This window comes from Azospirillum brasilense, assembly GCF_007827815.1.
In the GTDB taxonomy this organism is placed as follows: domain Bacteria; phylum Pseudomonadota; class Alphaproteobacteria; order Azospirillales; family Azospirillaceae; genus Azospirillum; species Azospirillum brasilense_C.
In genome coordinates, this window is sequence record NZ_VITH01000012.1 from 130,273 (window position 1) to 152,528 (window position 22,256).

A 22,256-nucleotide genomic window follows, 5' to 3' on the forward strand; every position below is an offset into this window, starting at 1 on the left:
TTGCGCTGGGAAAGGGCCGCGTTTCACAAATAGATCGCCGCGCCCGCCCCCGTGTTGACGGTGGCGTCCTTCAGCGTGTCCACGATGAACTGCACCTCGTCGGCGGTGACCTTGTGGTGCAGCGGCAGGGCCAGCACGCGGTCGACCGTCTTCTGGCAGACCGGGCAGTCGGCCCGGCTGGCGCCGCGCTCTTGGTAATATTGCTGGGTGTAGAGCGCCTGTCCGTAGTCCGACGCCTCGACGTCGTGGGTGGACAGGTCTTCCAGCACCGCCTTGCGCCCCGACGCGGTGAAGCGTGTGCCGAGATGGACGGCGTAGACCATCGGGTGCACATCGTCCGCCCCCGGCCCCTTGTAGGGCGGCTTGATGCCCTCGAAACTGGCCATGGCCGCCTCGTAGTGGGCGACCACCTCCCGGCGCTTCGCCAGGATCTCCGGCAGGCGCTTCAACTGGACGAGGCCCAGCGCGGCGGTCAGGTTGCTCATGCCCGCCTGGAAGGGGATGGTGCGGGTGATGACCACCGTGTTGCGGTGTTCCATCTCGCGGCGGCGCAGGTAGCGGAGCTGGTGGGCGAGGTTGCGGTCGTCGGTGACGATCATCCCGCCCTCGCCGGTCACCAGCACGCCGGGTTCGGAAAAGTCGAAGACCGCGCAGTCGCCGAAGCTGCCGACCAGCTTCCCCTTGTAGGAGGAGCCGATGGCCTCGGTCGAATCCTCGATCAGGATCAGCCCCTTGTCGGTGGCGAGCGCGCGCAGCTCGTCCCAATGGGCCGGGTGGCCGTTGACGTTGCCGGCGAGGATGGCCTTGGTGCGCGGCGTGATCTTGGCCTCGGCCTTCGCCGGGTTGATGGTGTGCTGCCAGTAGTCGATGTCGACGAAGACCGGCTCCGCGCCGGCCAGCGCGATGGCGTGCTGCACCTGATGCCAGCCGAAGGGGGAGCAGAGCACCTCGTCCCCCGGCCCGATGCCGTAGGCCTTGAGCACCATCAGCGTGGCGATGGTGCCACTGGACACCGCCACCGCGTGGGCGCGGCCGAGCCAGGCGGCGAAGGCCTGCTCGAACCCCTCCGTCATCCGCCCGTCGCCGAGGCTGCCGGAGGTGAGGATGCGGCTGACGACCGCGACCTCCGCCTCGGATATATCCGGGTCGATCAGCGGGATGTAGTCGCCAAGCTCCGCGTCGTCTTCGACTGAGTCGTCCGGGGGCATCGTCATTCCGCGATCCTCATTCAGTCGTCCTCGTCCCGTTGCGCGATCACCACGCCGGTCGCCGTCTCCGGCTTGTTGGTGATGAGCCAGCAATGGTTGGTGCCGTCCACGAGGTAGAGGTTGAAGCCGGGCTCCTCCCGGAAGGCGTCCTCCGCCATCACCGCGGCGTGCGCCCCGGTGACGTTGGACAGGTCCGGGTGCGCCTCGCGCACGGCGCGGACCACGGCGTCGAGCCGGGTGCCCTCCGCGAAGAGGGTGCCGGCCAGGGCGGCGATGGCGTCGATCCGTTCCGGGGACAGGGCCATGGCCGTCACTCCGCGCCGCGCTTCTTGGCTTCGACGGTGATGGGCAGGCGGGTGTCCGCCGGCATCTCCGGCAGGTCGAGCGTCCAGCCGTTGGCGACCTTGACCCAGCCGCCCCACAGGCCCGGCTTCTCCATCTCGGTGATGGGCTCCTCCAGGTCCTTCTTGGCGACGTAGATCGTGTATTGCTCACCGGCCTTGCGCACCATCACCTTCATGTCACTCTCCAGTTGTTCGTTTTGGGCACTCGCGGGTGTCAGGCCGCCATCCGCGCGTAGAGCGCGGGGAACTCGTTGAGGACCGATTCCACCTCCTCCACCGTGGTGCAGCGGCTGAGGGAGAAGCGCAGGCTGGCCGCGGCCTCCGCCGGGGATAGACCCATGGCGGTCAGGACGTGGCTCGGCTCGTTGCCGCCGCTGGCGCAGGCCGCCCCCATGGAGACGGCGATGCCGGCGCGGTCGAGGCACATCAGCAGCTCCTCGGCGTCCAGCGGGCGGCCCTGCGGGTCGGCGAAGCGGATGTTGCTGGTGTTGGACAGGCGGGCCGCCCCCTCGCCGTTGACCCGGCTGCCCGGCCAGGCGGCGAGTACGCCGCGCTCCAGCCGGTCGCGCAGGATCGCCATGCCGCCGGCCTCCGCCACCGTGGCGGCGGCGCGGCCGGCGGCGGCGCCGAAGCCGACGATGGCCGGCACATTCTCGGTCCCGCCGCGGCGGTGGCGCTCCTGATGGCCGTGGATCAGCGGGGCGAAGGGCACGCCCTTGCGGATGAAGAGGGCGCCGACGCCCTTCGGCCCGTGCATCTTGTGGGCGGACAGGGTCAGCAGGTCGGCGTTCACCGCGTCCACCTTGATGGGCAGCCGCCCAGCGGCCTGCACCGCGTCGGTGTGGAACAGGGCGCCGCGCGCCTGGGCGATGTCGGCGGCGGCGCCGACCGGCTGGATCGCCCCGGTCTCGTTGTTCGCCCATAGGACGGAGACCAGCGCCGTGTCGGGCGTCACCGCGTCGCGCAGGTCGGCGAGCGCGATGGTGCCGGTGCCGTCCACCGGCAGGACGGTGACCCGCCAGCCCTGCCGTTCCAGATCCTTCGCCAGCATCAGCGTTGAGGGATGCTCGATCGCCGTGGTGACGAGGTGGCGGCGCTCCGGACGCTCCGCGGCGACGGCCCGCAGCGTGCCGAGCAGGGCGGTGTGGTTGGCCTCCGTCGCGCTGGCGGTGAAGAGGATGTCCGCCGCCTTCGCGCCGACCAGCGCCGCCACCCGGGCGCGCGCCTCGCCCACCGCCCGCTTGGCGGCCATGCCGGCGGCGTGCGGGCTGGAGGGGTTGCCGAACTCCCCGGACAGGTGCGGCAGCATCGCCTCCCGCACCTCGGGCGCCAGCGGGGTCGTCGCGTTGTTGTCGAGATAGATCATGGGTCCATCGCAGGCCGTGGCACGGAGGGGGCGGTCAGTCCATCACGCCGGGGACGCCGCGGCGGCGGCCGTCGGCGGGCGTGATCTCCTCCTCCAGGCAGCCGACGACGACGCCGGCCGGGAACTCCACCAGATAGACGGGGATCTGGGTGCCCTCGGCGTGGCCGATGCGCACGATGGTGCCGGGCGTGCCCTTGGGAGCCAGCAGCGCGCCATCCTCGGCGTTGGGGTGGCTGCCGTCGTTGTGCAGGTCCACCGCGGCGGTGACCATCAGGCCCCAGTCGTAGAGCGGCTCGCGGGGCGGGATGAAGCCGGGTTTCTTCGCTTCGGTGACGGCGTCGCTCATCGCGTGCTCCTCAGGCGGGAAGGTCATTGCGGGTCGTTGCAGCGGGCGTCGACCAGTTCGAGTTCCTTGGCGCGCATGCCGACGATGATGCGCTTCTCGTAAAAATCGACGCCGTAGATGTAATACATCTGCAAGTAGGTGCCGATCGACTTCACATAGCCGATGTCCCCGGTGCGGATCAGGAAGTCGCCCATCGGGCGTCCGGGGTAGGTGCCGTCGTTGCGCACGTCGCGAAGGGCGCGGACCTTCTGGCCCTCCTCGAAGGCGGGGCGGTCTTCCAGCTCGATCGTCTCGTTCGGATCGCGGGCGCGCTCGCGCATTCGGTGCTCCTTGGTGCGGGTGCGTCAGTCGGGGATCAGGTCTCCGGTGGCGGGCAGTCCGGCGCGGCGCTTCTGCGCCACGGTGCGGACGTCGTCCACCGGGTCTTCGGTCAGCGGGGCGAGGTCTTCGGGCGGCAGCCGGCTGGCGACGACGAAGCGCACGCACCAGTCGGCGTCGCGGATCAGGGCGGCCAGCTTTTCCGGAGGCAGGCGGCGGGCGACGACCATGCGCACGCGGGCGCTGTCGTCCCAGGCCATGCTCATCAGCCATTCCAGCCCGATGCGGTTGGCGACCTCCAGCCGGATTTCCGGGTCCTCGTCGTGCATCATCGCCGGCAGCATGCCCTCCGGCACGCGGCGGGCGACGCGCAGGCGCACGGAATAGTCGGGGTCGCGCATCAGCGGCGAGAGGTCGGCGTCTTCCAGCCGGGAGGCGACGGCGATGCGCACCTCGCGGTCGGGATCGCCGCGCATCTTCAGCAGCAGACGGCGGGGCAGGCGGCGGGCGACGGCGGCGCGCACCGTCTCGTCGGGGTCGTCCATCAGCCGCGGCACGATGAAGATCGGCGCGAAGCGGGCGGCGTTGGCGCGGACCTCGAAATAGGGATGGTCGAGATGCTCGCCGGCCAGATCGTCGTTCCATTGGAAGAAGCGCTGGATGCGCTTGGCGTAGCGGTCCTGCACGCAGGCGCGCAACGGTTCGCAGCGGCCCTCGGCCAGACGGTCGCGATAGGCGCAGCCGTCGCAATCGACGGGGTTGCCCAGCCAGTCCAGCGCCTTGTCGATGTCGTCGCTCATGCGTCGTCCTCCGGACCGGCTTCGTCTTGGCCGGTTTCATGACGGTCCGCGGCGGCGAGCAGGCGGGTGGTTCCGAAGCGGTCCTTCGGGTCCAGTTCCCGGACCTTGTTCAGGGCTTCGCGCCCTTCGGCCAGACGGCCCAGGCGCAGATGCAGGTAGCCGACCGCGGTCAGGGCGAACAGGAACAGGCGCGGGGCCGGCTCCAGGCCCGCGAACTCACCGTGATCCGGGCCGACCGTGCGCCAGTCGGTGTGGTTCAGGCCGATGGCCGCCATGGCGTGGCCGAGCATCCGCTCGCCGTAGAGCAGGGCGGTATCCAGGTTCGCCTTGTAGAAGTGGAACTTGTAATGGCCGAGATCGACCAGCCGGTGCCCCGGCGCCAGGTCGGCGGCGCGGGCAAGGTAGCGCTCCGCCGCCTCGGCGTCGGCGTGGCTGGCGGCGGCGAGATGCAGGAACCGCTCCGCCTCGGGCGGCAGGTCGCCGCCGTAGTAACGGCGGTTGAGCCAGCCTTCATCCACCTCGTCCAGCATGGCGGTGCGCTCCATGGACACCCTCTCCCGTGATGGGACGGGAGAGGGGTTTCGGGCGGTCAGGCCGGGACGCAGCAGTCGGCCGGGCAGACCGAGGCGCATTGCGGGCTGGAGAACTGGCCCTTGCACTCGGTGCACAGGTCCGCGTTGATGGCGTAGGCGCCCTTCTTGAAGCTGATGGCGTTGTTCGGGCACTCGGCCTCGCAGGCGCCGCAGGCGGTGCAGTCGGAAGCCTTGATCTTGTAAGCCATGACACTCTCCTTGCAGGTGGGGCGGCTGTTGCGGTGGGCCGCCGGGTAAATCCGTGGGTTCTGGTCGGTCTCTTGGGTATCAGGCGCGCCGGGCGGTGAAGGCGCCGGTGCGGATGACCGCGTCCTGCCCCTCGCGCGCGTTGATCGCACCTTGGCCGAGGCGCTCGGCGTAGTCCTTGAAGTAGGTCAATGCCGACTCCTCGATGTATTCGAAGGCGAAGCGGTCAACCGGCTCGATGCCCGCGTCCTTGAGGCTCGTCGAGGGGCAGCCGCCGATCTTGGCGACGAAGACCGCGGTGCAGTCGTTGATCGCCGACAGCACGCCGCCGAGCGCGTCCTCGTCGCCCGAGCCGCCTTCGCAATACTGGTCGACGCGGCGGTGGCCGACGAACTTGGCGCCCTTCGGACCGACCTCGTAGATCTGGAATTCCTTGGCGTGGCCGAAATGCTCGTTGATGCGCTCGCCGCCCTTGGTGGCGACGGCGATCAGGATCGGCTGAACCGCGGTGCCGACCGTCTCGGCGACGTCGGCCTGGGCGGCGGCCTTGGCGGCGTGGCGCCCGGCGCGCTCGCCCTCGACATGCTCGCGGTAGGTGCGGGCGGCCTCCTGGTCGTACTCGACCTCGCCCATTGCCTCGATGCGGTCGATGGTGAATTCGGAACCGCGGTCCTCGCCCAGCAGGCCGACCGCGTCGGCGCGGCACTGGCGGCAGTGGCGCATCAGCTTGGCCCCGCCCTCGCACTGGTCCTGCAGGACCTTCAGCTCCTGCGCGGTCGGGCCGCGCTGGCCGGTCAGGCCGAAATGCGTGCCGTGCGCCGGGTCGGAGATCAGCGGCATGATGTTGTGCAGGAAGGCGCCGCGCGACTTCACGGCCTTGTTCACGTCCATCAGGTGCTCGTCGTTGATCCCCGGGATCATGACGGAGTTCACCTTCACCAGGATGCCGCGCGACGTCAGCATCTCCAGCCCGAGCATCTGGCGCTCGTGCAGGATCTTGGCGGCGTCCAGGCCGGTCCAGCGCTTGTGGTCGTGGAAGATCCAGGGGTAGATGTGCTGCCCGACCTCGGGATCGACCATGTTGATGGTGATCGTGACGTGGTCGATGTTGTAGTTCGCGATGGTGTCCACATGGTCGGGCAGGGCCAGACCGTTGGTGGACAGGCACAGCTTGAGGTCCGGCGCCTTCTTCGCCAGCATTTCGAAGGTCTTGAAGGTGTTCTTGCCGCCCGCCGCCAAGCTGTCGCCGGGGCCGGCGATGCCGATGACGGAGAGCTGTGGGATTTCCTGCGCGACGGCCAGAATCTTGCGGAGCGCCTGATCGGGGGTCAGCTTCTCGGAGACCACGCCCGGCCGGCTCTCGTTCGAGCAGTCGTATTTGCGGTTGCAGTAGTTGCACTGGATGTTGCAGGCCGGCGCGACCGCGACGTGCATGCGGGCGAAATAGTGATGCGCCTCCTCGGAGTAGCAGGGGTGGTTCTTCACCTTCTCCCACACCTCCGGCGCCATGTCGGCGGGGCCGTCCGACGACCCGCAGGAGGAGGACGCGCAGCCGGAGGCGGCGGCGGGCGGCGCCTCGGCGGCGGCTTTCAGCTCACCCACGCCCAGGATGCTGTCGAGCGAAATAACGTTGGCCATCGTCCACTCCCTTCCCAGCCGCGCCGTCGGCGCCCTTGGTCGGGTCGTTAAAAGCAAGTTCGGGGCCAATCGGGTGATTTGTGGAGTTTCAATGGGTTATGGTGATGTGTCGGGCTTGTGGGCCATGTCGGCAATCCGACAAAGGCGGACAAAGCCAAACAATGGCCGACAAACACGCCGCCTGTCGGGGACCCGACACGGGGGGTAGGGGTTGTGTCTAAAATCCCCTCTCCCCCTGGGGAGAGGGTTAGGGTGAGGGGGTTGCGCTTTTGCCGGACGTATCGCCACGCGCACCCCCCTCACCGGCCCTCTGGGCCACCCGCTCCCCAGAGGGGAGAGGGTTAAGAGGCCGACTGCACTGCCCTATGATGAGGGGGGTGATCACGCGCTCCCGACCTGGAAGGTCAGGACATGGTCCTCGTCCGGCCGCAGCGGCTCTCCGCCGAAGCCGATGAGCCCGCCGCCGGTCAGCTTGGTCGAATCGCGGCGCAACAGCAGGGATGGGGAGTCGCCGGTGCGGATGAAGGTGCCGTTGGTCGAATGGTCGGTCAGCAGGAAGCCGCCGCGGCTGAAGTCGATCACCGCGTGCTGGCGCGAGGTCCGGCGGGAGTGGATGCGCAGGCCGCAGTTCTCGTCGCGCCCCACCGTGATCCGCGCCAGCAGCGGAGTCAGAGTCGCCTCGGCGCCGCGTCCGGACAGGCGCAGGGACGGCAGGCCGCGCCCGCTGCCGGGGATCGATGTGGTGAAGGCGACGGTGGCGTTGTCCTCGGCCTCCGGCGCGGCATCGCCGTCGCGGATCTGGTGGACGCGCACCGGGGCAGCCTTTCCCTTCACCGCGACGCTGTTCAGAAGGCGGGCCCGCGTCCGCAGGGGCGGGGAGAGGCGGTCGACCAGATCGTCGGTCGCCAGGATTTCGCCGGGGCGGGCGATGGATTCCAGCCGGGCGGTGACGTTGCAGGCGTCGCCGTAGAGGTCGCCGGGGCCGGCGATCACCGGGCCGAAATGCAGCCCGGCGCGCAGGCGAAGCCCGAAATCGGCCTGCCGCTCCATCATGGCGAGCGCGGCGCGGGTGGCGCCGTCGCTCAGGGGGAAGCAGGCCAACAGCCCGTCGCCAAGGCTTTTCACCACCGTGCCGTCGTTCTCCCCGACGATCCGGCGCAGGCCCTCCAGCACGCGCTGGGTCAGCGCCGCCGCCTTGCGATCGCCCGCCAACTCATAGAGCAGCGTGCTGTCGGCGATGTCCACGAAGAGGAGCGCGAGGGGCTTTTCCATAAATCCGCAGCAACCGGGGAGAGTGCGAGGAGGTTAGCATACCCTCGAACACCTGTCCCGGTTGCACAGCCTCAGCCCCTGAGCCCTGCGGGGAGAAGGGCGCCGGGTGATGAGGCCATCGTCAGAAGCGCTTGATCTCGATGTTGTACTTGCGCAGGGCGTAGCTCACCTGACGGGTCGTCATGCCGAGCAGGCGGGCGGCCTTGGCCTGCACCCAGCCGGTGCGCTCCATCGCCCAGAGCAGGCGGTCGCGCAGCGATCCCGACTCCGGCTCGTCCAGCGGCACCTCGGCGGCAGTCGGCGGAGCGGCGTTGGCAGCCGATGCGGGTGCGGGAGCCGTGGCGGCGGGCGCGCTCGGCTCGGGCAGGGGCAGGGGAATCAGGGGAACCGGAACCACCGGCTGGGCGGCGCCGCAGACCGGCGATGGGCCGGCGGAACAGCCCGACGCGCAGGCCGGCCACGCGCCGCCGCCGGCACCCGCCGGTTCCGGCACCGGGGCCGGCATGGCCGGGGCCTTCGGCGCGTTGGCCGGCGCCGGTCCGCCGGGGCGCCCGGGAGGAACGCGGTTGACGGCCCCCGGCCCCATGGACGGGGCGAGCCCGCCGACCGACGCGCCCAGCGTGCGGTACTGGAACAGCACCGAGGAGTTGCAGAGGTTGAGGCTGCAGGACAGGGACTCGGTGCGGATGATGCCGTCGCGCGACTGGGTGGCCGCGCGCTCGATACAGTTCTCCAACTCGCGCACGTTGCCGGGCCAGGTGCAGCGGTTCAGGATTTCCAGCGCCTCGTCCTCCATGACGAGGGCCATACCGTTGTCCTTGGCGAACTTCGCCACGAAATGGCGGGCCAGCGGGCCGATGTCCTGGCGGCGCTCGCGCAGCGGCGGCAGGTGGATGGTGACCACGTTGATGCGGAAATACAGGTCGGCGCGGAACTTGCCGTGGCCGACCGCTTCCTCCAGGTTCAGGTTGGTGGCGCAGATCAGGCGGACGTCGGTCTTGATGGTCTTGGACCCGCCGACCCGCTCGAACTCCTGCTCCTGCAGCACGCGCAGCAGCTTGGCCTGGAAGTTGGGCGAGATGTCGCCGATCTCGTCGAGGAACAGCGTGCCGCCCGACGCCAGTTCGAACCGGCCCTTGTGGTCCTTCTGCGCGCCGGTGAAGGCGCCCTTCTCATGGCCGAACAGCTCCGATTCCAGGAGCGATTCCGGCAGGGCGGCGCAGTTCACGCGGATGAAGGGGGCGTCCTTGCGCGGCGACATGTTGTGGATGGCCCGCGCGATCAGCTCCTTGCCGGTGCCGCTCTCGCCGCGGATCAGCACGGTGGACTTGAAGGGCGCCACCCGGTGGACCTGGGCCATCACCTCCAGCATGTTGGGGCTGGTGCAGACCACGTCGTTGATCGGGGCGGCGATGGGGCGCAGCTCCTTCTGCATGCGGAAGGTCTCCCGCATCATGAAGCGGCGTTCCTCGGCCACGGTGCGGTGCAGCCGCACGGTCTGGCCGATCAGGTTGGCGACCATGGTCAGGAAGCGCACGTCGCTGCCGAAATGGCCCTGCGGCCCCTCGTCGGAAATGCGGTCGATGGTCAGCACGCCGACGACCACCCCCGCCGCCTTGATCGGCACGCCGACCAGCGAGGCCACCTGCTCGTCCAGGTCCTCGCGCCCGCCGGTGCGGTTCAGGAACAGCGGTTCCTCCGCCAGATTGGGGACGACGGCGGGCATGCCGGTCTTGAGGATGCGGCCGGTGATGCCTTCCCCGTCGCGGAATTCGATCTGCGCCGCGGCCTCGTTCGACAGGCCGTTCGCGGCCACGAGACGCAGCACATTGTCCTCGCCGACCAGATAGACGCGCCCGCGGTGCATCTGCAGCTGGTAGGCCAGCGCGCGAAGCACCTCGCGCAGGGTCTGCTGGAGGTCGAGAGAGGAACCGAGGATCTTGCTGACCTCATAGATGGTCAGCAGTTCCAGGTTCGACGTGGACTGGCGCATTGCACCCGGCATGATCGACACCCCCTGCTCAACCGGGACTCCGGACGTCGCGCATTGGCGCGCTCGTCGATGCGATCCCGGCACGGCGCCTTGAACCGTTCCTCCCGGGGTGGGGTGTGCGCTCGTTGCGGATCGGCGCCTTTGACCACCGGTGCGCCCGCCGCGCGTGCTTCCGTGACAAGCCGTTCGCGCTGCGGACTGTCGAAAGTTTCGGAAACTCTCGGTCGAAAGGCAAGCCCTTTTGCATATCAGTTGCTGCGGCGCACAATGACTTATGGCTGCGGCAGAACGGCGCAACCCTTGAGAAAACTGGAATTTCTACCGGAAAGCATCTAATAACTGACTGGTCAGTAATATTTTCTCCACCCTGGAGAGTCGCATGCCGGAGGATGATCCCGCCGCTCCGCGCTGGCGCCGCCGCAAGGAGGCGCGCCCCCGGGAGATCGTCGACGCGGCCCTGACCGTCTTCGGCGAGCGCGGTTTCGCGGCAACCCGGCTGGACGATGTCGCGGCGCAGGCGGGGGTCAGCAAGGGCACGCTCTACCTCTACTTCCCGAACAAGGAGGAGCTGTTCAAGGCGGTGGTCCGCGAGGCCATCCTGCCCAACCTGGACATGGCCGAACGCCTGCTGGCCGGGGCGCAGGGGCCGAGCTTCGCCCTGCTGGAAACGCTGCTGACGCTTTTCGCGACGCGCATCCTGAAGTCCCGTGCCGGGTCCATCCCCAAGCTGATCATCGCCGAGGCCGGCAATTTCCCCGACCTCGCCCGCTTCTATTACGACGAGGTGATCCGCCGCGCCTTCGCCCTGCTGGCGGCGGTGCTGGAACGCGGCATCGCGCGCGGGGAGTTCCGTCCGGTGGACGTCGACTCGACGGTCCGGCTGATCGTCGCGCCGATGCTGATGAGCGCGCTGTGGCGCTCCTCCTTCGAAGCGCTGGAGGGCCGCCCGCCGGACGTGGCGGCGCTGCTGGCGGCCCATCTCGACGCGCTGCGCCGGACGCTCGCGCCGGAGGGAGGGCCATCACCATGAGCTGGATCGCCGAAACGCTGGCGGCGGCCCTGGCCGTCCTCGGTCTGGGCGGCGGGGACGCCGTGCCGCTGGCCCACGGTTACGCCGAAGGCGAGTATCTGCGCATCGCCGCCCCGGTGGCCGGGACGCTCGACACGCTGGCGGTGACGCGCGGCGGGCGGGTGGAGGCGGGCGCTCCGCTCTTCGCGCTCGACCGCACCAGCGCGCGGGCGGAGCGCGACCGGCTGACCGCCGCGCTCGCCCAGGCGCGGGCGCAGCTTGCCGATCTGCGGACCGGCCGGCGCCCCGACGAGCTGGCGGTGGTCGCCGCCCAGCGCGCGCAGGCCGAGGCCGCGCTGCGCTACTCCGAAGCGGAACTGGCACGGCAGCAAACGCTGGTGGCGCGCAAGGTCAGTTCCGACGACCGGCTGGACGCCGCCCGCGCCACCCGCGACCGCGACCGCGCGCGGTTGGAGGAGCTGACCGCGCAACTGGCCGTCTCCAACCTGCCGGCCCGGCCCGAGCAGATCCGCGCGGCCGAGGACGCCGTCGCCCAGGCCGAGGCGGCGCTGGCCCAGGCGGACAAACGCCTCGCCGAACTGGCCCCGCCCGCGCCCGAGGCGGCGCTGGTCGAGGACACGCTGTTCAATCCCGGGGAATGGGTGCCGGCGGGGGCCCCGGTGGTGTCGCTGCTGCCGCCGGGGAAGCGGAAGCTGGTGGTCTTCGTCCCGGAGCCGCTGATGGCCCGCGTCCGTCCGGGTGACCGCGTGACGGTGCGCTGCGACGGTTGCCCGCCCGGCTTGGCGGCGCGCGTGACCTATGTGGCGCCGCGGGTGGAATACACCCCGCCGGTGATCTACAGCGTCGGCAGCCGCGAGAAGCTGGTCTTCCGCGTCGAGGCGCGGCTGGAGGACGGGGCGGCGCTCAACCCCGGTTTGCCGGTGGACGTGGAACTGCCGCCATGACCGGAGACGCCGTCATCGACGTGCGCGGTCTGGTCAAGCGCTTCGGCGCCAAGACGGTGGTGGACGGCTTCTCCATCCGGGTGTCGCGCGGGCAGATCTACGGCTTCCTCGGGCCGAACGGGTCGGGCAAGACGACGACCATCCGCATGCTCTGCGGGCTGCTGACCCCCGACGCGGGGGAGGGGACCTGCCTCGGGCTCGACATCCGCCGCGAGAGCGCCGCCATCAAGCGCCAGGTCGGCTACATGACCCAGAAGTTCAGCTTCTGGGAGGATCTGAGCATCGCCGAGAATCTGGATTTCGTCGCCCGCATGTACGGGCTGCCCGACCGGCGGGCCAAGGTCGCGGCGGCGCTGGACCGGCTGGGGCTGGGCAACCGGCGGGCGCAACTGGCGGGGGAGCTGTCCGGCGGCTGGAAGCAGCGTCTGGCGCTGGCCGCCTGCATCCTGCACGAGCCGAAGCTGCTGCTGCTCGACGAGCCCACCGCCGGGGTGGACCCCAAGGCGCGGCGGGAGTTCTGGGACGAAATCCATCGGCTGGCTGCCGAGGGTCTGACCGTGCTGGTCAGCACCCATTACATGGACGAGGCGGAACGCTGCCACGCCATCGCCTACCTCGCCTATGGCCGGCTGATGACCCAGGGCAGCGTGGAGGAGGTGATCGCCAACTCGGGGCTGGTGACCTACGAGGTCGGCGCGCGGGGCGCGGGCGAGGCGGATATCGGAGGCGTCGCGGCGGCGTTGCGCGACCGTCCGGGGGTCGAGATGGTCGCCGCCTTCGGCGCCCGGCTGCATGTCAGCGGCGGCGACGGCGCGGCGCTGGAGGCGGCGCTGCGCCCCTGGTCCGGCGACTCGGGTCTGCTGGTGCGTCGGACGGAACCGACGCTGGAGGACGTCTTCATCCACCTGATGAACCGCAGCACGGACAACTTCGCATGACCGCGCCGGGGATTGAGGAAAACGGGCCGTCCCCGCGCCGTCGCAAAGGCCGGGGCGGGGACGGCGCGCGGTCATTCGACCGAGGCGGAGGTCACGCCGGTGTTCTTGTTCCAGCGCAGCGTCAGCTTGGCGATCTTGCAAAGATTCAGGTTCTGCCAGACCGCCGATTCGCCGTCGTCGTAGATCACCTTCATGTCCCACTTGCACGTCTTCTCGGCCGTGTCGAAGCTCAGTTCGAACTCTTCGCCATCGTCGAGAACGTCACGACCGAGAACGTCTTCATCCCATTTCTGGTTGTCGGACTCGCTGACATAAATGTGCTTCAGCGCATAGCCCGTTTTATTGAGGATGGTGAAATCCTGCTGCCCGGCCAGGGCGGCGCCATGAAACAGGAACAGGGCGGCCGCGGCGACGGCTCCCTTGGCAAGAATAGAGGTCATGGTATGTGTCCCGCATACGAGTTAATCCGTTTGGACATTGCTTGAGGCAATTTCAATATGTCAACGGGCCTCAAATCGCTCGCTACGGCACTGAAGTAAAAGGTTGTGTTTCATTTTTGAAATGCACGGTTCGGGAGGGTGTCGTGATGCGTTTGTCCTTCGCACGCTTCGTCGCGGTGATGGTGAAGGAGTTCATCCAGATGCGGCGCGACCGGCTGACCTTCGCCATGATGGTGGGGGTGCCGGTGCTGCAACTCGTGCTGTTCGGCTTCGCCATCAACTCCGATCCCAAGAGCCTGCCGACCGCCGTTCACGCCGCCGACTCCAGCCCCTTCGCGCGGACGCTGGTGTCGGCCATGGCGAATTCCGGCTATTTCGACGTGACGCGCGGCGCCGACAGCCCGGCGGAGCTGGACCGCCTGCTGGCGGAAGGGCGGGTGCAGTTCGCCGTCACCATCCCCGCCGGCTTCGCCCGCGACCTGCAGCGGGGCGAGCGGCCCGTGCTGCTGGTCGAGGCCGATGCGACCGACCCGGCGGCGACCAGCAACGCGCTGGCCGCCCTGACCACCATCGCGCGGCAGGCCCTGGACCCCGATCTGACCGGGCCGCTGGCCCCTCTGCGTTCCACCCCCGATCCGGTCGAGCTGCGGGTCCACCGCCGCTACAACCCGGAGGGCATCACTCAATACAATGTGGTGCCCGGCCTGATGGGCGTGGTCCTGACCATGACCATGGTGATGATGACCGCGCTGGCCGTCACCCGCGAGCGGGAGCGCGGGACGATGGAGAACCTGCTGGCCATGCCGGTCCGCCCGTTCGAGGTGATGCTGGGCAAGATCGTGCCCTTCATCCTGGTCGGCTACATCCAGGTCGTCATCATCGTGCTGGCCGCCCGGCTGCTGTTCGGCGTGCCCATCGTCGGCAGCCTGGCCCTGCTGTCCGCGGTGCTGGTGCTGTTCATCGCCGCCAATCTGGCGGTGGGATTCACCTTCTCCACCGTGGCGCGGAACCAGCTCCAGGCGATGCAGATGTCCTTCTTCTTCTTTCTGCCGTCGATGCTGCTCTCCGGCTTCATGTTCCCCTTCCGCGGCATGCCCGGCTGGGCGCAGGCGGTGGGGGAGATCCTGCCGCTGACCCATTTCCTGCGCATCGTCCGCGGCATCCTCCTGAAGGGCAACGGCCCGGCGGAAATCGCGGGGGAGGTGGCGGCGCTGCTGATTTTCCTGGTCGCGGTGACGGCCATCGCGCTGAAACGCTACCGGCAGACCTTGGACTGAGCAGTAAACGAGGACCGGACGGAGCCCGTCGTCATCGGCGCCCGGCGTCGCCGGCAAGTCGAAATCGGTTGTGACATGGGCGTGAGCCTCACCTTTCGTTAAGAAACATTGGCTCTAATCTTTCCCGATTGGCGGTCCGTGGGGGAAGATGATGCGGCGCTTGGCGATTGGCCCGATGGCCGGGATGTTCGCGGCGGTCCTGATCGCCGCCGCTTTGGCCGGCCCCGCCGAGGCCGGATCGCACAAGAAGAAGAAGCCCGCGCCGCCGGCCCCCAACTCCATCGCCTGGAGTCAGGTGAGCGGCCCCGCCCTGGGGCCGGCCCAGTCGATCGGCGGTTACGCCGCGGGCTGCATCACCGGCGCGCAGGCCCTGCCGGGGGAAGGCACCGGCTATCAGGTGATCCGGATGTCCCGCCAACGCTATTACGGCCATCCGGAGCTGATCGATTATCTGAAGGGCTTTGGGCGCAAGGTGGCGGCGGCCGGGCTGGGGACCGCGCTGATCGGTGACATGGGGCAGGCACGCGGCGGTCCGATGAGCTTCGGCCACGCCAGCCACCAGATCGGGCTCGACGCCGACGTCTGGCTGCGGCTCGACCACCCGCCGATGGGCCGCAACGCACGGGAAAGCCTGTCCGAGATCAAGTACGTCGATTACGGGCGCGTCCGCGTCACCGAGGACTGGTCGGAGCGGCAGGCCCAGCTCGTCCGCATCGCTGCCAGCGACCCGCGGGTGACCCGCATCTTCGTCAACCCGGCGATCAAGCTCGCCATGTGCCGCCATTCCTGGCCGGACCGCGCCTTCCTGCGCAAGCTGCGGCCCTGGCATGGCCACGACGGGCACATGCACATCCGGCTGGGCTGCCCGGCGGGAAGCCCGCAGTGCGAGGACCAGCGCGACATTCCCGACGGCGACGGCTGCGGCGACGAGGTCGCCTCCTGGCTCGGCTCCGTCTACCCGGTGGTGGAGAGGCACAACGGCAAGCCGCAGCCGCGCTACGTCAGCATGCCGCCCGCCTGCGCCCCGGTGCTGCGCGCCGCCGGGACCCGGATCGCCGCCATGGACGATTCGCACGCGGAGAAGGCGTTACGGTAATGTGACGCAGGATTTTGCGCTTGCACGAACGGAAGGCCCGGATACTGTGAAAGCCGGAATGAATCCGTTCGCATCGCGGAAAAACCATGCCCGCCCTGCGAAGGAACCGGTCGTCCGGCGGTCCAGGCAACGGGGCAGGCGCGAAGGCGATGAGCGACAAGAGCGGACACGATCACGCGGGGGCTCCCCGCCTCACGCTCAAGACCCGCCTTTACGCATGGTGGGAGGGGTACGACCTCTCCGGCCTGAAGGGCCGGGGCGGCGAGGAGGACGGCAAGCCGCAGGCCGGCACCGCTCCGGCCCAGCCCGCCGCCCGCGGCCATGGCCCCGGCGTGAACCGCTGGGGCAAGCCGCTGTGGAGCGCCAACCGGATCGAGGTGGCGGAGAAGCTGTGGGGCGAGGGTTTCAACACGCCCGGCGGCCATGACCACATCCCCTATCTGGTGAAGCCGCTCGGCCTGAACCCGGCGATGAGCGTTCTGGACCTGTCCGCCGGGCTGGGCGGCACCAGCCGCACCATGGCGAGCAAGTACGGCTGCTGGGTCACCGGCCTGGAGGCGTCGGAGCTTCTGGCGAAGGAGGGAATGATCCGCTCCTTCAAGGGGGGGCTGGAGAAAAAGGCCCCGATCGAAACCTACGATCCGGAGAACTTCAGCTATTCCAAGCGGGTGGACGCCATTGTCTACAAGGAGGGGATGTTCTCCGTCCAGGGCAAGGACCAGCTGTTCGACGGGATGGAGTTGGCCCTGAAGCCGCGCGGCCATCTCTTGATGACCGACTATGTGATCGACCCGTCGCTGGCCGGGGCCAAGGCCGTTCAGGTCTGGTGCGACAAGGAGCCGATGCAGCCGCATCTGTGGTCCAAGGACCAGATGGCCGCCGCCTTCGCCCAGCGGAACCTGGACCTGCGAATCGCCGAGGACATCACCGACACCCATCGCGGCCTGATCGTCAGCGCCATCCAGGGGCTGGTCGAGCATCTGGAGCGCCATCATCTGGACCATGAGACCAAGCTTGCGGTGATGGACGAGGTCGAGCTGTGGGTCCGCCGCGTGTCCGCCATCGAGGCGGGGATGCGGGTGTGCCGTTTCTACGCGCTGAAACCGGCGGAGTAGCGTCGAAACGGCCGTATTCTTCGGGAAACGCAACCGCCACGGGGGCCGTTGACAGCGGGGGTGCGCCGCACTATGGTGCGCGCCTTCGATCGAGCCGCCGACCGACCAGGATGAAGAACTATGAAGATCGTTAACTCTCTCAAGTCGATGAAGACGCGCCACAAGGCCTGCCGCGTGATCCGCCGCAAGGGCCGCGTCTACGTCATCAACAAGCAGAACCCGCGCTTCAAGGCCCGCCAGGGCTGAGATCGGCGGCCGGGTCCGCCCGGCCGACGAGTGCTGTGTTGTTGAACGCGACGCCGCGCCGTTCCCCTGGGACGGCGCGGCGTCGCGTTTTGCGTTTCCGCCATTTGTTTTGATTGAAAGACGCATCGATTCCGGACAGTTTCAAAACGCCTCTGCGACCCGGAGTTGATGGATGACCAGAAGTTTGGACCTGGGCTGCGGTCCCAATCCGAAGAACCCCTTCTCGGCGAGCGAACTGTTCGGACTCGACGTCGAGGAGCACTCCGCACCCAACATCCGGACCGCGGATCTGGCCGTGGATTCGCTCCCCTTCGAGGACGGCCACTTCGACTACGTCACCGCCTTCGACGTGATCGAGCATGTCCCGCGAATCGTCTACGCGCCGCACCGTCGCTACAGCTTCATCGCGCTGATGGACGAGATCCACCGCGTTCTGAAGCCGGACGGGCTCTTCTATGCGCAGACCCCCGCCTACCCGCACGCCGAGGCGTTCCAGGACCCCACCCACGTCAACATCATCACCGAGAACACCTTCGCCCTCTACTTCGACGACCAGCACCGTTGGGCGGCCAACTACGGCTTCCGCGGGGCCTTCCGTGTCCTGTCGCAGGAGTGGCGCGGCTTCCACCTGCTGTCGACGCTTCAGAAGGTGCCCGCTCCGGCCTGACCGGGGGCGGGCGTCAAAAGGGGGGCTGGTGCCGGCGCGGCTTCGATGCTACCTCTGAAACAGGAACGCCGCAGGAACAATCCGGGCGACCGACACGAGGGGAGGAAGGCCGGCCATGCGGATGCCCGCGCCCGACGACGGCGTCATCGCGCGCCGACGCGAAATCATCGCAGCGCTGCGGGCCATCGTGCCCGGCGAGGGGGTGATCGCCGACGAAAGCGAACTGCGCGCCTATGAATGCGACGGGCTGACCGCCTACCGCCAACTTCCCATGGTCGTGGTGCTCCCCAGCACGACGGAGCAGGTGAGCCAAGTGCTCAGAACCTGCAAGGCGATGGGGGTGAAGGTGGTGCCGCGCGGCGCCGGCACGTCCTTGTCGGGCGGGGCCCTGCCGCTGGCCGACGGCGTGCTCCTGGGGATGGGCAAGTTCAACCGCATCCTCGACATCGACGTCGCCAACCGCTGCGTGGTGACGCAGCCGGGGGTGACCAACCTCGGCATCTCCACCGCGGTGGCGCACGAGGGCTTCTATTACGCGCCCGACCCCTCCAGCCAGATCGCCTGCACCATCGGCGGCAACATCGCCGAGAATTCCGGCGGGGTGCATTGTCTGAAATACGGGCTGACCACCAACAACGTGCTGGGTCTGGAGATGGTGCTGATGGACGGCACCATCCTGCGGCTGGGCGGCAAGCATCTCGACGCCGGCGGCTACGACCTGATGGGCGTCGTCACCGGCTCCGAAGGGCTTCTGGGTGTGGTGACCGAGGTCACGGTGCGCATCCTGAAGAAGCCGGCCACCGCCCGCGCCGTGCTGATCGGCTTTCCGACCAGCGAGCAGGGCGGCGACTGCGTGGCCGCCATCATCGCCGCGGGCATCATTCCCGGCGGCATGGAGATGATGGACCGGCCGGCCATCCACGCCGCGGAGGATTTCGTCCACGCCGGCTACCCGCTGGACGTCGAGGCCCTGCTGATCGTCGAACTGGACGGCCCGGCGGCGGAGGTCGACCACCTGATCGACGAGGTGGCGGAGATCGCACGGTCCAAGGGCTGCTGCTACTCCCGGGTCTCGACCTCGGAGGAGGAGCGGCTGTCCTTCTGGGCCGGGCGCAAGGCGGCCTTTCCGGCGGTGGGGCGCATCAGCCCCGATTACTACTGCATGGACGGCACCATCCCGCGCAAGGCGCTGCCCCTGGTGCTGCACCGCATGCAGGAGATGTCCGACCGCTACGCCCTGCGGGTCGCCAACGTCTTCCACGCCGGGGACGGCAACCTGCATCCGCTGATCCTCTACGACGCCAACAAGCCGGGCGAGCTGGAGCGGGCGGAGGCCTTCGGCAATGACATCCTGCGCCTGTGCGTCGAGGTCGGCGGCGTGCTGACCGGCGAGCATGGCGTGGGGGTGGAGAAGCGCGACCTGATGACCGACCAGTTCGACGAGGTCGACCTCGACCAGCAGCAGCGCATCAAATGCGCCTTCGACCCCGACGGGCTGCTCAATCCCGGAAAGGTCTTCCCCAAGCTGCACCGCTGCGCCGAGCTTGGCCGCGTGCACATCCACAAGGGGGAGCTGCGCTTCCCCGACATCCCCCGCTTCTGAGGCCATCCGCATGACCGTGACCACCGTCAAGCCCGACTCGGCGGTCCAGGCCGCCGACGCGGTGCGCTGGGCCTTATCGGAAGGGACGCCGCTGGACGTCGCCGGTTCGGGGTCCAAGCGCGGCCTCGGGCGCCCGATCCAGACCGCCTATACCCTCGACCTCTCCGGCCTGTCCGGAGTCGTCGCCTACGAGGCGGAGGAACTGGTGCTGACCGCCAGGGCCGGCACGCCGATGGCCGAAATCCTGCCGATGCTGGCGGAGCGGCGACAGCAGCTCGCCTTCGAGCCGCAGGACCTCGGGCCGCTGTTCGGCCGACCGGAGGGGCAGGGGACGCTGGGCGGGGTGATATCCTGCGGGTTGGCCGGGCCGCGGCGCATCAGCGCCGGCTCCGCCCGTGACCACACGCTGGGCATCGAGGGGGTGAACGGGCGCGGCGACCTCTACAAGGGTGGCGGCAAGGTGGTGAAGAACGTCACCGGCTACGACGTGCCCAAGCTGATGGCGGGGTCCTTCGGCACGCTGACCGTCCTGACCGAACTGACGGTGAAGGTCCTGCCGGCGCCGGAGGACGTGAGGACGCTTCTGCTGGCCGGTCGCGAGGATGCCGCAGCCGTCGCGGCGCTGACCGCGGCGCTGCAGAGCCCCTACGACGTGTCCGGCGCCGCCCATCTGCCGGCCGCGGTGGCGGCGCGGTCCCATGTGCGGGCGGTCGCCGCGGCGGGCAGGGCGGTCACGCTGGTGCGGGTGGAGGGTTTCGGGCCGTCCGTCACCGCCCGCGTCGCCGCGCTGAAGGAGGAGTTGGGCGCCGACGCCGTGCTGGACCAGGACGAGTCGCGGGCGGTGTGGAAGGAGGTTCGGGACGTGGCGTACTTTTGCCCTTCCCCTGCGTCAGCGGGGGAGGGCCGGGGTGGGGGCGATGCCTCCCGCCACGTCTGGAAAATCTCCGTCCAGCCTTCCGAAGGGCCGCGCGTGGCGGAGTCGATCCGCTGGGCGCTGGACGCGGAGCTGTATTTCGACTGGGGCGGCGGGCTGATCTGGGCGGCGGTGGCGCCGACCCCGGACTCCGCGACGGCCATTCGTGGCGCCTTGGGCACCGCCGGCCACGCGACGCTGGTGCGCGCCCCCGAGGACGTGCGGACCACGACTGAGGTCTTCCATCCGCTGCCCGACCCGGTGATGGCGCTGAGCCGCCGGGTGAAGGAGAGCTTCGACCCCTGCGGCATCCTGAACCCCGGCCGCATGTACGCGGGAGTGTAGGCATCCATGCAGACGAACTTCACGCTGACCCAGCTCGCCAACGCCGATTACCGGGACTCGGAAGCGATCCTGCGCAAGTGCGTCCATTGCGGCTTCTGCACGGCGACCTGCCCGACCTACGTCCTGCTGGGCGACGAGCTGGACAGCCCGCGCGGCCGCATCTACCAGATCAAGGACATGCTGGAGAAGGGCGGGCCGCCCACCGAGCACCAGGTCAAGCACATCGACCGCTGCCTCTCCTGCCTGTCCTGCATGACGACCTGCCCATCGGGCGTCAATTACATGCATCTGGTCGATCACGCCCGCGCCCATGTCGAGGCGACCCACGCCCGTCCGCCCGCTGACCGGGCCGTCCGCGATCTGCTGGCCCGCGTGCTGCCCAACCCGCGGCTGTTCCGTCTGGCCCTGATTGCCGCCTGGTTCGGCAAGCCCTTCGCCGGGCTGCTGCCGGGACGGCTGGGCGCGCTGCTGGCGCTGGCCCCGAAATCGGTGCCGGGGCCGAGCCACAGCGACCGTCCGGGCACCCACCCGGCGGTCGGGCCGCGCCGCAAGCGCGCCGCGCTGTTGGTCGGCTGCGCCCAGCAGGTGCTGGCCCCGCAGATCAACGAGGCGACCATCCGCCTGCTGAACCGCCACGGGGTCGAGGTGGTGGTGGCCAAGGGGGCCGACTGTTGCGGCGCCCTGACCCATCACATGGGCAAGACCGACCTCAGCGACGCCGCGGCGCGGAAGACCATCGACGCCTGGATCGCCGAGATGGACGGGGAGGGGCTGGACGCCATCATCGTCAACACCTCGGGCTGCGGCACCACGGTGAAGGACTACGCCTTCCAGTTCAGCGAGGACGCGGAATACGCGCCCAAGGCGCTGCGCGTGGCGGCCATCGCCCGCGACGTGACGGAGTTCCTGGCGGAGATCGGCCTGTCCGCCCCGGTGATCGAGACCGGGCAGACCATCGCCTACCACTCCGCCTGCTCCATGCAGCACGGTCAGCGCATCAAGGACCCGCCGCGCCATCTGCTACGCGGTGCCGGCTTCGAGGTGAAGGAGATCCCGGAGGCGCATCTCTGCTGCGGCTCCGCCGGCACCTACAACATGCTCCAGCCGGAGATCGCCGTTCAGTTGCGCGACCGCAAGGTCCGCAACATCGAAAACACCAAGGCCGCCGCCATCGCCGCCGGCAACCTCGGCTGCATCACCCAGATCGCCACCGGGACCGGGCTGCCCATCGTCCACACGGTGGAACTGCTCGACTGGGCGACCGGCGGCCCGAAACCCGACGCGCTGAGGGACAACCCGGCCTTCGCCGGTCCTGCCCAGGCGCCGGGTGCTGCGGTGCGCGCCGCGGAGTAGGTCGGCCATATCCCCTCTCCCCTCCGGGGAGAGGGTTAGGGTGAGGGGGTTGTGCTTGTGCCGGATGTACCGCCATGCGCAACCCCCTCACCGGCCCTTCGGGCCACCCTCTCCCCAGAGGGGAGAGGGCTATTTTGGCTCATCCGGCCTCCTTGCGAGGGGGCCCACCGACCCACTTGGACTTTTCGCGGCGTATGGCTAGGTTGGCGCCAACGGGACGATGAG

The 22,256-nt window shown here is 69.1% G+C and carries 24 protein-coding genes; 11 read left to right on the plus strand and 13 right to left on the minus strand.

The features are described from left to right. Positions 1–23: 23 nt before the first annotated feature. The 12 genes from FBZ83_RS23145 to nifA all read right to left on the minus strand — a co-directional run bounded on the left by FBZ83_RS23145 (position 24) and on the right by nifA (position 10,076). Positions 24–1,214: a DegT/DnrJ/EryC1/StrS family aminotransferase gene (locus FBZ83_RS23145; protein WP_186466167.1), complete on the minus strand. Its 1,191-nt coding sequence runs from the start codon at positions 1,212–1,214 to the stop codon at positions 24–26. A gap of 14 nt (positions 1,215–1,228) precedes the next feature. Continuing rightward, complete coding sequence (locus FBZ83_RS23150; protein WP_145689085.1) at positions 1,229–1,513, minus strand: hypothetical protein; 285 nt, start codon at positions 1,511–1,513, stop codon at positions 1,229–1,231. A 5-nt stretch (positions 1,514–1,518) separates the two neighbouring features. Beyond that, a complete protein-coding gene (gene nifT, locus FBZ83_RS23155) occupies positions 1,519–1,728 on the minus strand; it encodes a putative nitrogen fixation protein NifT (protein WP_035672252.1) in 210 nt (69 codons plus the stop codon). Between the two features lie 38 nt (positions 1,729–1,766). Beyond that, a complete protein-coding gene (locus FBZ83_RS23160; protein WP_145689086.1) occupies positions 1,767–2,918 on the minus strand; it encodes a cysteine desulfurase family protein in 1,152 nt (383 codons plus the stop codon). Between the two features lie 34 nt (positions 2,919–2,952). After that, a complete protein-coding gene (locus FBZ83_RS23165; protein ID WP_014239798.1) occupies positions 2,953–3,264 on the minus strand; it encodes a nitrogen fixation protein NifZ in 312 nt (103 codons plus the stop codon). A 23-nt stretch (positions 3,265–3,287) separates the two neighbouring features. Continuing rightward, positions 3,288–3,584, minus strand: coding sequence for a nitrogen fixation protein NifZ (locus tag FBZ83_RS23170; protein ID WP_114860847.1), 297 nt, complete (start codon positions 3,582–3,584; stop codon positions 3,288–3,290). Between the two features lie 24 nt (positions 3,585–3,608). Next, entirely contained in the window at positions 3,609–4,382 is a 774-nt protein-coding gene (locus FBZ83_RS23175) for a 4Fe4S-binding leucine-rich repeat protein (protein WP_145689087.1), read from the minus strand. Next, complete coding sequence (locus FBZ83_RS23180; RefSeq protein ID WP_145689088.1) at positions 4,379–4,927, minus strand: hypothetical protein; 549 nt, start codon at positions 4,925–4,927, stop codon at positions 4,379–4,381. Before FBZ83_RS23180 ends, FBZ83_RS23175 begins: the two co-directional genes overlap by 4 nt. Positions 4,928–4,971: 44 nt before the next feature. Next, positions 4,972–5,163, minus strand: a complete 192-nt coding sequence (locus FBZ83_RS23185) for a 4Fe-4S binding protein (protein WP_014239802.1) — start codon at positions 5,161–5,163, stop codon at positions 4,972–4,974. Between the two features lie 79 nt (positions 5,164–5,242). Then, the gene (nifB, locus tag FBZ83_RS23190) at positions 5,243–6,799 is read right to left on the minus strand and encodes a nitrogenase cofactor biosynthesis protein NifB (RefSeq protein ID WP_186466168.1); all 1,557 of its coding nucleotides are present in this window, start codon (positions 6,797–6,799) and stop codon (positions 5,243–5,245) included. Between the two features lie 381 nt (positions 6,800–7,180). After that, positions 7,181–8,071, minus strand: a complete 891-nt coding sequence (locus tag FBZ83_RS23195) for an adenylate/guanylate cyclase domain-containing protein (RefSeq protein ID WP_145689089.1) — start codon at positions 8,069–8,071, stop codon at positions 7,181–7,183. 121 nt (positions 8,072–8,192) lie between these two features. Then, positions 8,193–10,076, minus strand: a complete 1,884-nt coding sequence (gene nifA, locus FBZ83_RS23200) for a nif-specific transcriptional activator NifA (protein ID WP_145689090.1) — start codon at positions 10,074–10,076, stop codon at positions 8,193–8,195. 367 nt (positions 10,077–10,443) lie between these two features. Between nifA and FBZ83_RS23205 the strand changes: the two genes are divergently transcribed. Genes FBZ83_RS23205 through FBZ83_RS23215 form a run of 3 tightly spaced genes read left to right on the plus strand, consistent with a single transcriptional unit; the run spans position 10,444 to position 12,976 of the window. Further along, positions 10,444–11,094: a TetR/AcrR family transcriptional regulator gene (locus FBZ83_RS23205; protein WP_145689091.1), complete on the plus strand. Its 651-nt coding sequence runs from the start codon at positions 10,444–10,446 to the stop codon at positions 11,092–11,094. After that, the gene (locus FBZ83_RS23210; RefSeq protein ID WP_145689092.1) at positions 11,091–12,038 is read left to right on the plus strand and encodes an HlyD family secretion protein; all 948 of its coding nucleotides are present in this window, start codon (positions 11,091–11,093) and stop codon (positions 12,036–12,038) included. Before FBZ83_RS23205 ends, FBZ83_RS23210 begins: the two co-directional genes overlap by 4 nt. Continuing rightward, entirely contained in the window at positions 12,035–12,976 is a 942-nt protein-coding gene (locus FBZ83_RS23215) for an ABC transporter ATP-binding protein (protein WP_145689093.1), read from the plus strand. The genes FBZ83_RS23210 and FBZ83_RS23215 overlap by 4 nt, the downstream gene beginning before the upstream one ends. A gap of 71 nt (positions 12,977–13,047) precedes the next feature. On the opposite strand, the gene FBZ83_RS23220 is transcribed toward FBZ83_RS23215, so the two are convergent. Continuing rightward, the gene (locus FBZ83_RS23220; RefSeq protein WP_145679097.1) at positions 13,048–13,416 is read right to left on the minus strand and encodes a hypothetical protein; all 369 of its coding nucleotides are present in this window, start codon (positions 13,414–13,416) and stop codon (positions 13,048–13,050) included. A gap of 146 nt (positions 13,417–13,562) precedes the next feature. Between FBZ83_RS23220 and FBZ83_RS23225 the strand changes: the two genes are divergently transcribed. The 8 genes from FBZ83_RS23225 to glcF all read left to right on the plus strand — a co-directional run bounded on the left by FBZ83_RS23225 (position 13,563) and on the right by glcF (position 22,031). Then, complete coding sequence (locus tag FBZ83_RS23225) at positions 13,563–14,693, plus strand: ABC transporter permease (RefSeq protein WP_211111456.1); 1,131 nt, start codon at positions 13,563–13,565, stop codon at positions 14,691–14,693. A gap of 175 nt (positions 14,694–14,868) precedes the next feature. Then, positions 14,869–15,789 (plus strand): penicillin-insensitive murein endopeptidase, encoded by a 921-nt coding sequence (mepA, locus tag FBZ83_RS23230; protein ID WP_247888440.1) that lies wholly within the window; start codon positions 14,869–14,871, stop codon positions 15,787–15,789. A gap of 149 nt (positions 15,790–15,938) precedes the next feature. Next, positions 15,939–16,904, plus strand: a complete 966-nt coding sequence (locus tag FBZ83_RS23235) for an SAM-dependent methyltransferase (protein WP_145689096.1) — start codon at positions 15,939–15,941, stop codon at positions 16,902–16,904. A gap of 120 nt (positions 16,905–17,024) precedes the next feature. Then, complete coding sequence (gene ykgO / locus FBZ83_RS23240) at positions 17,025–17,150, plus strand: type B 50S ribosomal protein L36 (protein WP_012973122.1); 126 nt, start codon at positions 17,025–17,027, stop codon at positions 17,148–17,150. 172 nt (positions 17,151–17,322) lie between these two features. Continuing rightward, positions 17,323–17,817, plus strand: a complete 495-nt coding sequence (locus FBZ83_RS23245; protein ID WP_145689097.1) for a methyltransferase domain-containing protein — start codon at positions 17,323–17,325, stop codon at positions 17,815–17,817. 115 nt (positions 17,818–17,932) lie between these two features. Beyond that, complete coding sequence (locus tag FBZ83_RS23250) at positions 17,933–19,420, plus strand: FAD-linked oxidase C-terminal domain-containing protein (RefSeq protein ID WP_145689098.1); 1,488 nt, start codon at positions 17,933–17,935, stop codon at positions 19,418–19,420. A gap of 10 nt (positions 19,421–19,430) precedes the next feature. Then, a complete protein-coding gene (gene glcE / locus FBZ83_RS23255; RefSeq protein ID WP_145689099.1) occupies positions 19,431–20,678 on the plus strand; it encodes a glycolate oxidase subunit GlcE in 1,248 nt (415 codons plus the stop codon). A gap of 6 nt (positions 20,679–20,684) precedes the next feature. Beyond that, positions 20,685–22,031 carry a glycolate oxidase subunit GlcF gene (gene glcF, locus FBZ83_RS23260; protein WP_145689100.1) on the plus strand — a complete coding sequence of 449 codons (1,347 nt, stop codon included), beginning with the start codon at positions 20,685–20,687 and terminating at the stop codon, positions 22,029–22,031. Positions 22,032–22,256 lie beyond the last annotated feature (225 nt).

What these genes read in the sequence shown, in the direction of transcription:
- FBZ83_RS23145 (WP_186466167.1), bottom strand. Translation starts at nt 1,214, where the DNA reads ATGACGATGCCCCCGGACGACTCAGTCGAAGACGACGCGGAGCTTGGC.
- FBZ83_RS23150 (WP_145689085.1), bottom strand. Translation starts at nt 1,513, where the DNA reads ATGGCCCTGTCCCCGGAACGGATCGACGCCATCGCCGCCCTGGCCGGC.
- nifT (WP_035672252.1), bottom strand. Translation starts at nt 1,728, where the DNA reads ATGAAGGTGATGGTGCGCAAGGCCGGTGAGCAATACACGATCTACGTC.
- FBZ83_RS23160 (WP_145689086.1), bottom strand. Translation starts at nt 2,918, where the DNA reads ATGATCTATCTCGACAACAACGCGACGACCCCGCTGGCGCCCGAGGTG.
- FBZ83_RS23165 (WP_014239798.1), bottom strand. Translation starts at nt 3,264, where the DNA reads ATGAGCGACGCCGTCACCGAAGCGAAGAAACCCGGCTTCATCCCGCCC.
- FBZ83_RS23170 (WP_114860847.1), bottom strand. Translation starts at nt 3,584, where the DNA reads ATGCGCGAGCGCGCCCGCGATCCGAACGAGACGATCGAGCTGGAAGAC.
- FBZ83_RS23175 (WP_145689087.1), bottom strand. Translation starts at nt 4,382, where the DNA reads ATGAGCGACGACATCGACAAGGCGCTGGACTGGCTGGGCAACCCCGTC.
- FBZ83_RS23180 (WP_145689088.1), bottom strand. Translation starts at nt 4,927, where the DNA reads ATGGAGCGCACCGCCATGCTGGACGAGGTGGATGAAGGCTGGCTCAAC.
- FBZ83_RS23185 (WP_014239802.1), bottom strand. Translation starts at nt 5,163, where the DNA reads ATGGCTTACAAGATCAAGGCTTCCGACTGCACCGCCTGCGGCGCCTGC.
- nifB (WP_186466168.1), bottom strand. Translation starts at nt 6,799, where the DNA reads ATGGCCAACGTTATTTCGCTCGACAGCATCCTGGGCGTGGGTGAGCTG.
- FBZ83_RS23195 (WP_145689089.1), bottom strand. Translation starts at nt 8,071, where the DNA reads ATGGAAAAGCCCCTCGCGCTCCTCTTCGTGGACATCGCCGACAGCACG.
- nifA (WP_145689090.1), bottom strand. Translation starts at nt 10,076, where the DNA reads ATGCCGGGTGCAATGCGCCAGTCCACGTCGAACCTGGAACTGCTGACC.
- FBZ83_RS23205 (WP_145689091.1), top strand. Translation starts at nt 10,444, where the DNA reads ATGCCGGAGGATGATCCCGCCGCTCCGCGCTGGCGCCGCCGCAAGGAG.
- FBZ83_RS23210 (WP_145689092.1), top strand. Translation starts at nt 11,091, where the DNA reads ATGAGCTGGATCGCCGAAACGCTGGCGGCGGCCCTGGCCGTCCTCGGT.
- FBZ83_RS23215 (WP_145689093.1), top strand. Translation starts at nt 12,035, where the DNA reads ATGACCGGAGACGCCGTCATCGACGTGCGCGGTCTGGTCAAGCGCTTC.
- FBZ83_RS23220 (WP_145679097.1), bottom strand. Translation starts at nt 13,416, where the DNA reads ATGACCTCTATTCTTGCCAAGGGAGCCGTCGCCGCGGCCGCCCTGTTC.
- FBZ83_RS23225 (WP_211111456.1), top strand. Translation starts at nt 13,563, where the DNA reads ATGCGTTTGTCCTTCGCACGCTTCGTCGCGGTGATGGTGAAGGAGTTC.
- mepA (WP_247888440.1), top strand. Translation starts at nt 14,869, where the DNA reads ATGGCCGGGATGTTCGCGGCGGTCCTGATCGCCGCCGCTTTGGCCGGC.
- FBZ83_RS23235 (WP_145689096.1), top strand. Translation starts at nt 15,939, where the DNA reads ATGAGCGACAAGAGCGGACACGATCACGCGGGGGCTCCCCGCCTCACG.
- ykgO (WP_012973122.1), top strand. Translation starts at nt 17,025, where the DNA reads ATGAAGATCGTTAACTCTCTCAAGTCGATGAAGACGCGCCACAAGGCC.
- FBZ83_RS23245 (WP_145689097.1), top strand. Translation starts at nt 17,323, where the DNA reads ATGACCAGAAGTTTGGACCTGGGCTGCGGTCCCAATCCGAAGAACCCC.
- FBZ83_RS23250 (WP_145689098.1), top strand. Translation starts at nt 17,933, where the DNA reads ATGCGGATGCCCGCGCCCGACGACGGCGTCATCGCGCGCCGACGCGAA.
- glcE (WP_145689099.1), top strand. Translation starts at nt 19,431, where the DNA reads ATGACCGTGACCACCGTCAAGCCCGACTCGGCGGTCCAGGCCGCCGAC.
- glcF (WP_145689100.1), top strand. Translation starts at nt 20,685, where the DNA reads ATGCAGACGAACTTCACGCTGACCCAGCTCGCCAACGCCGATTACCGG.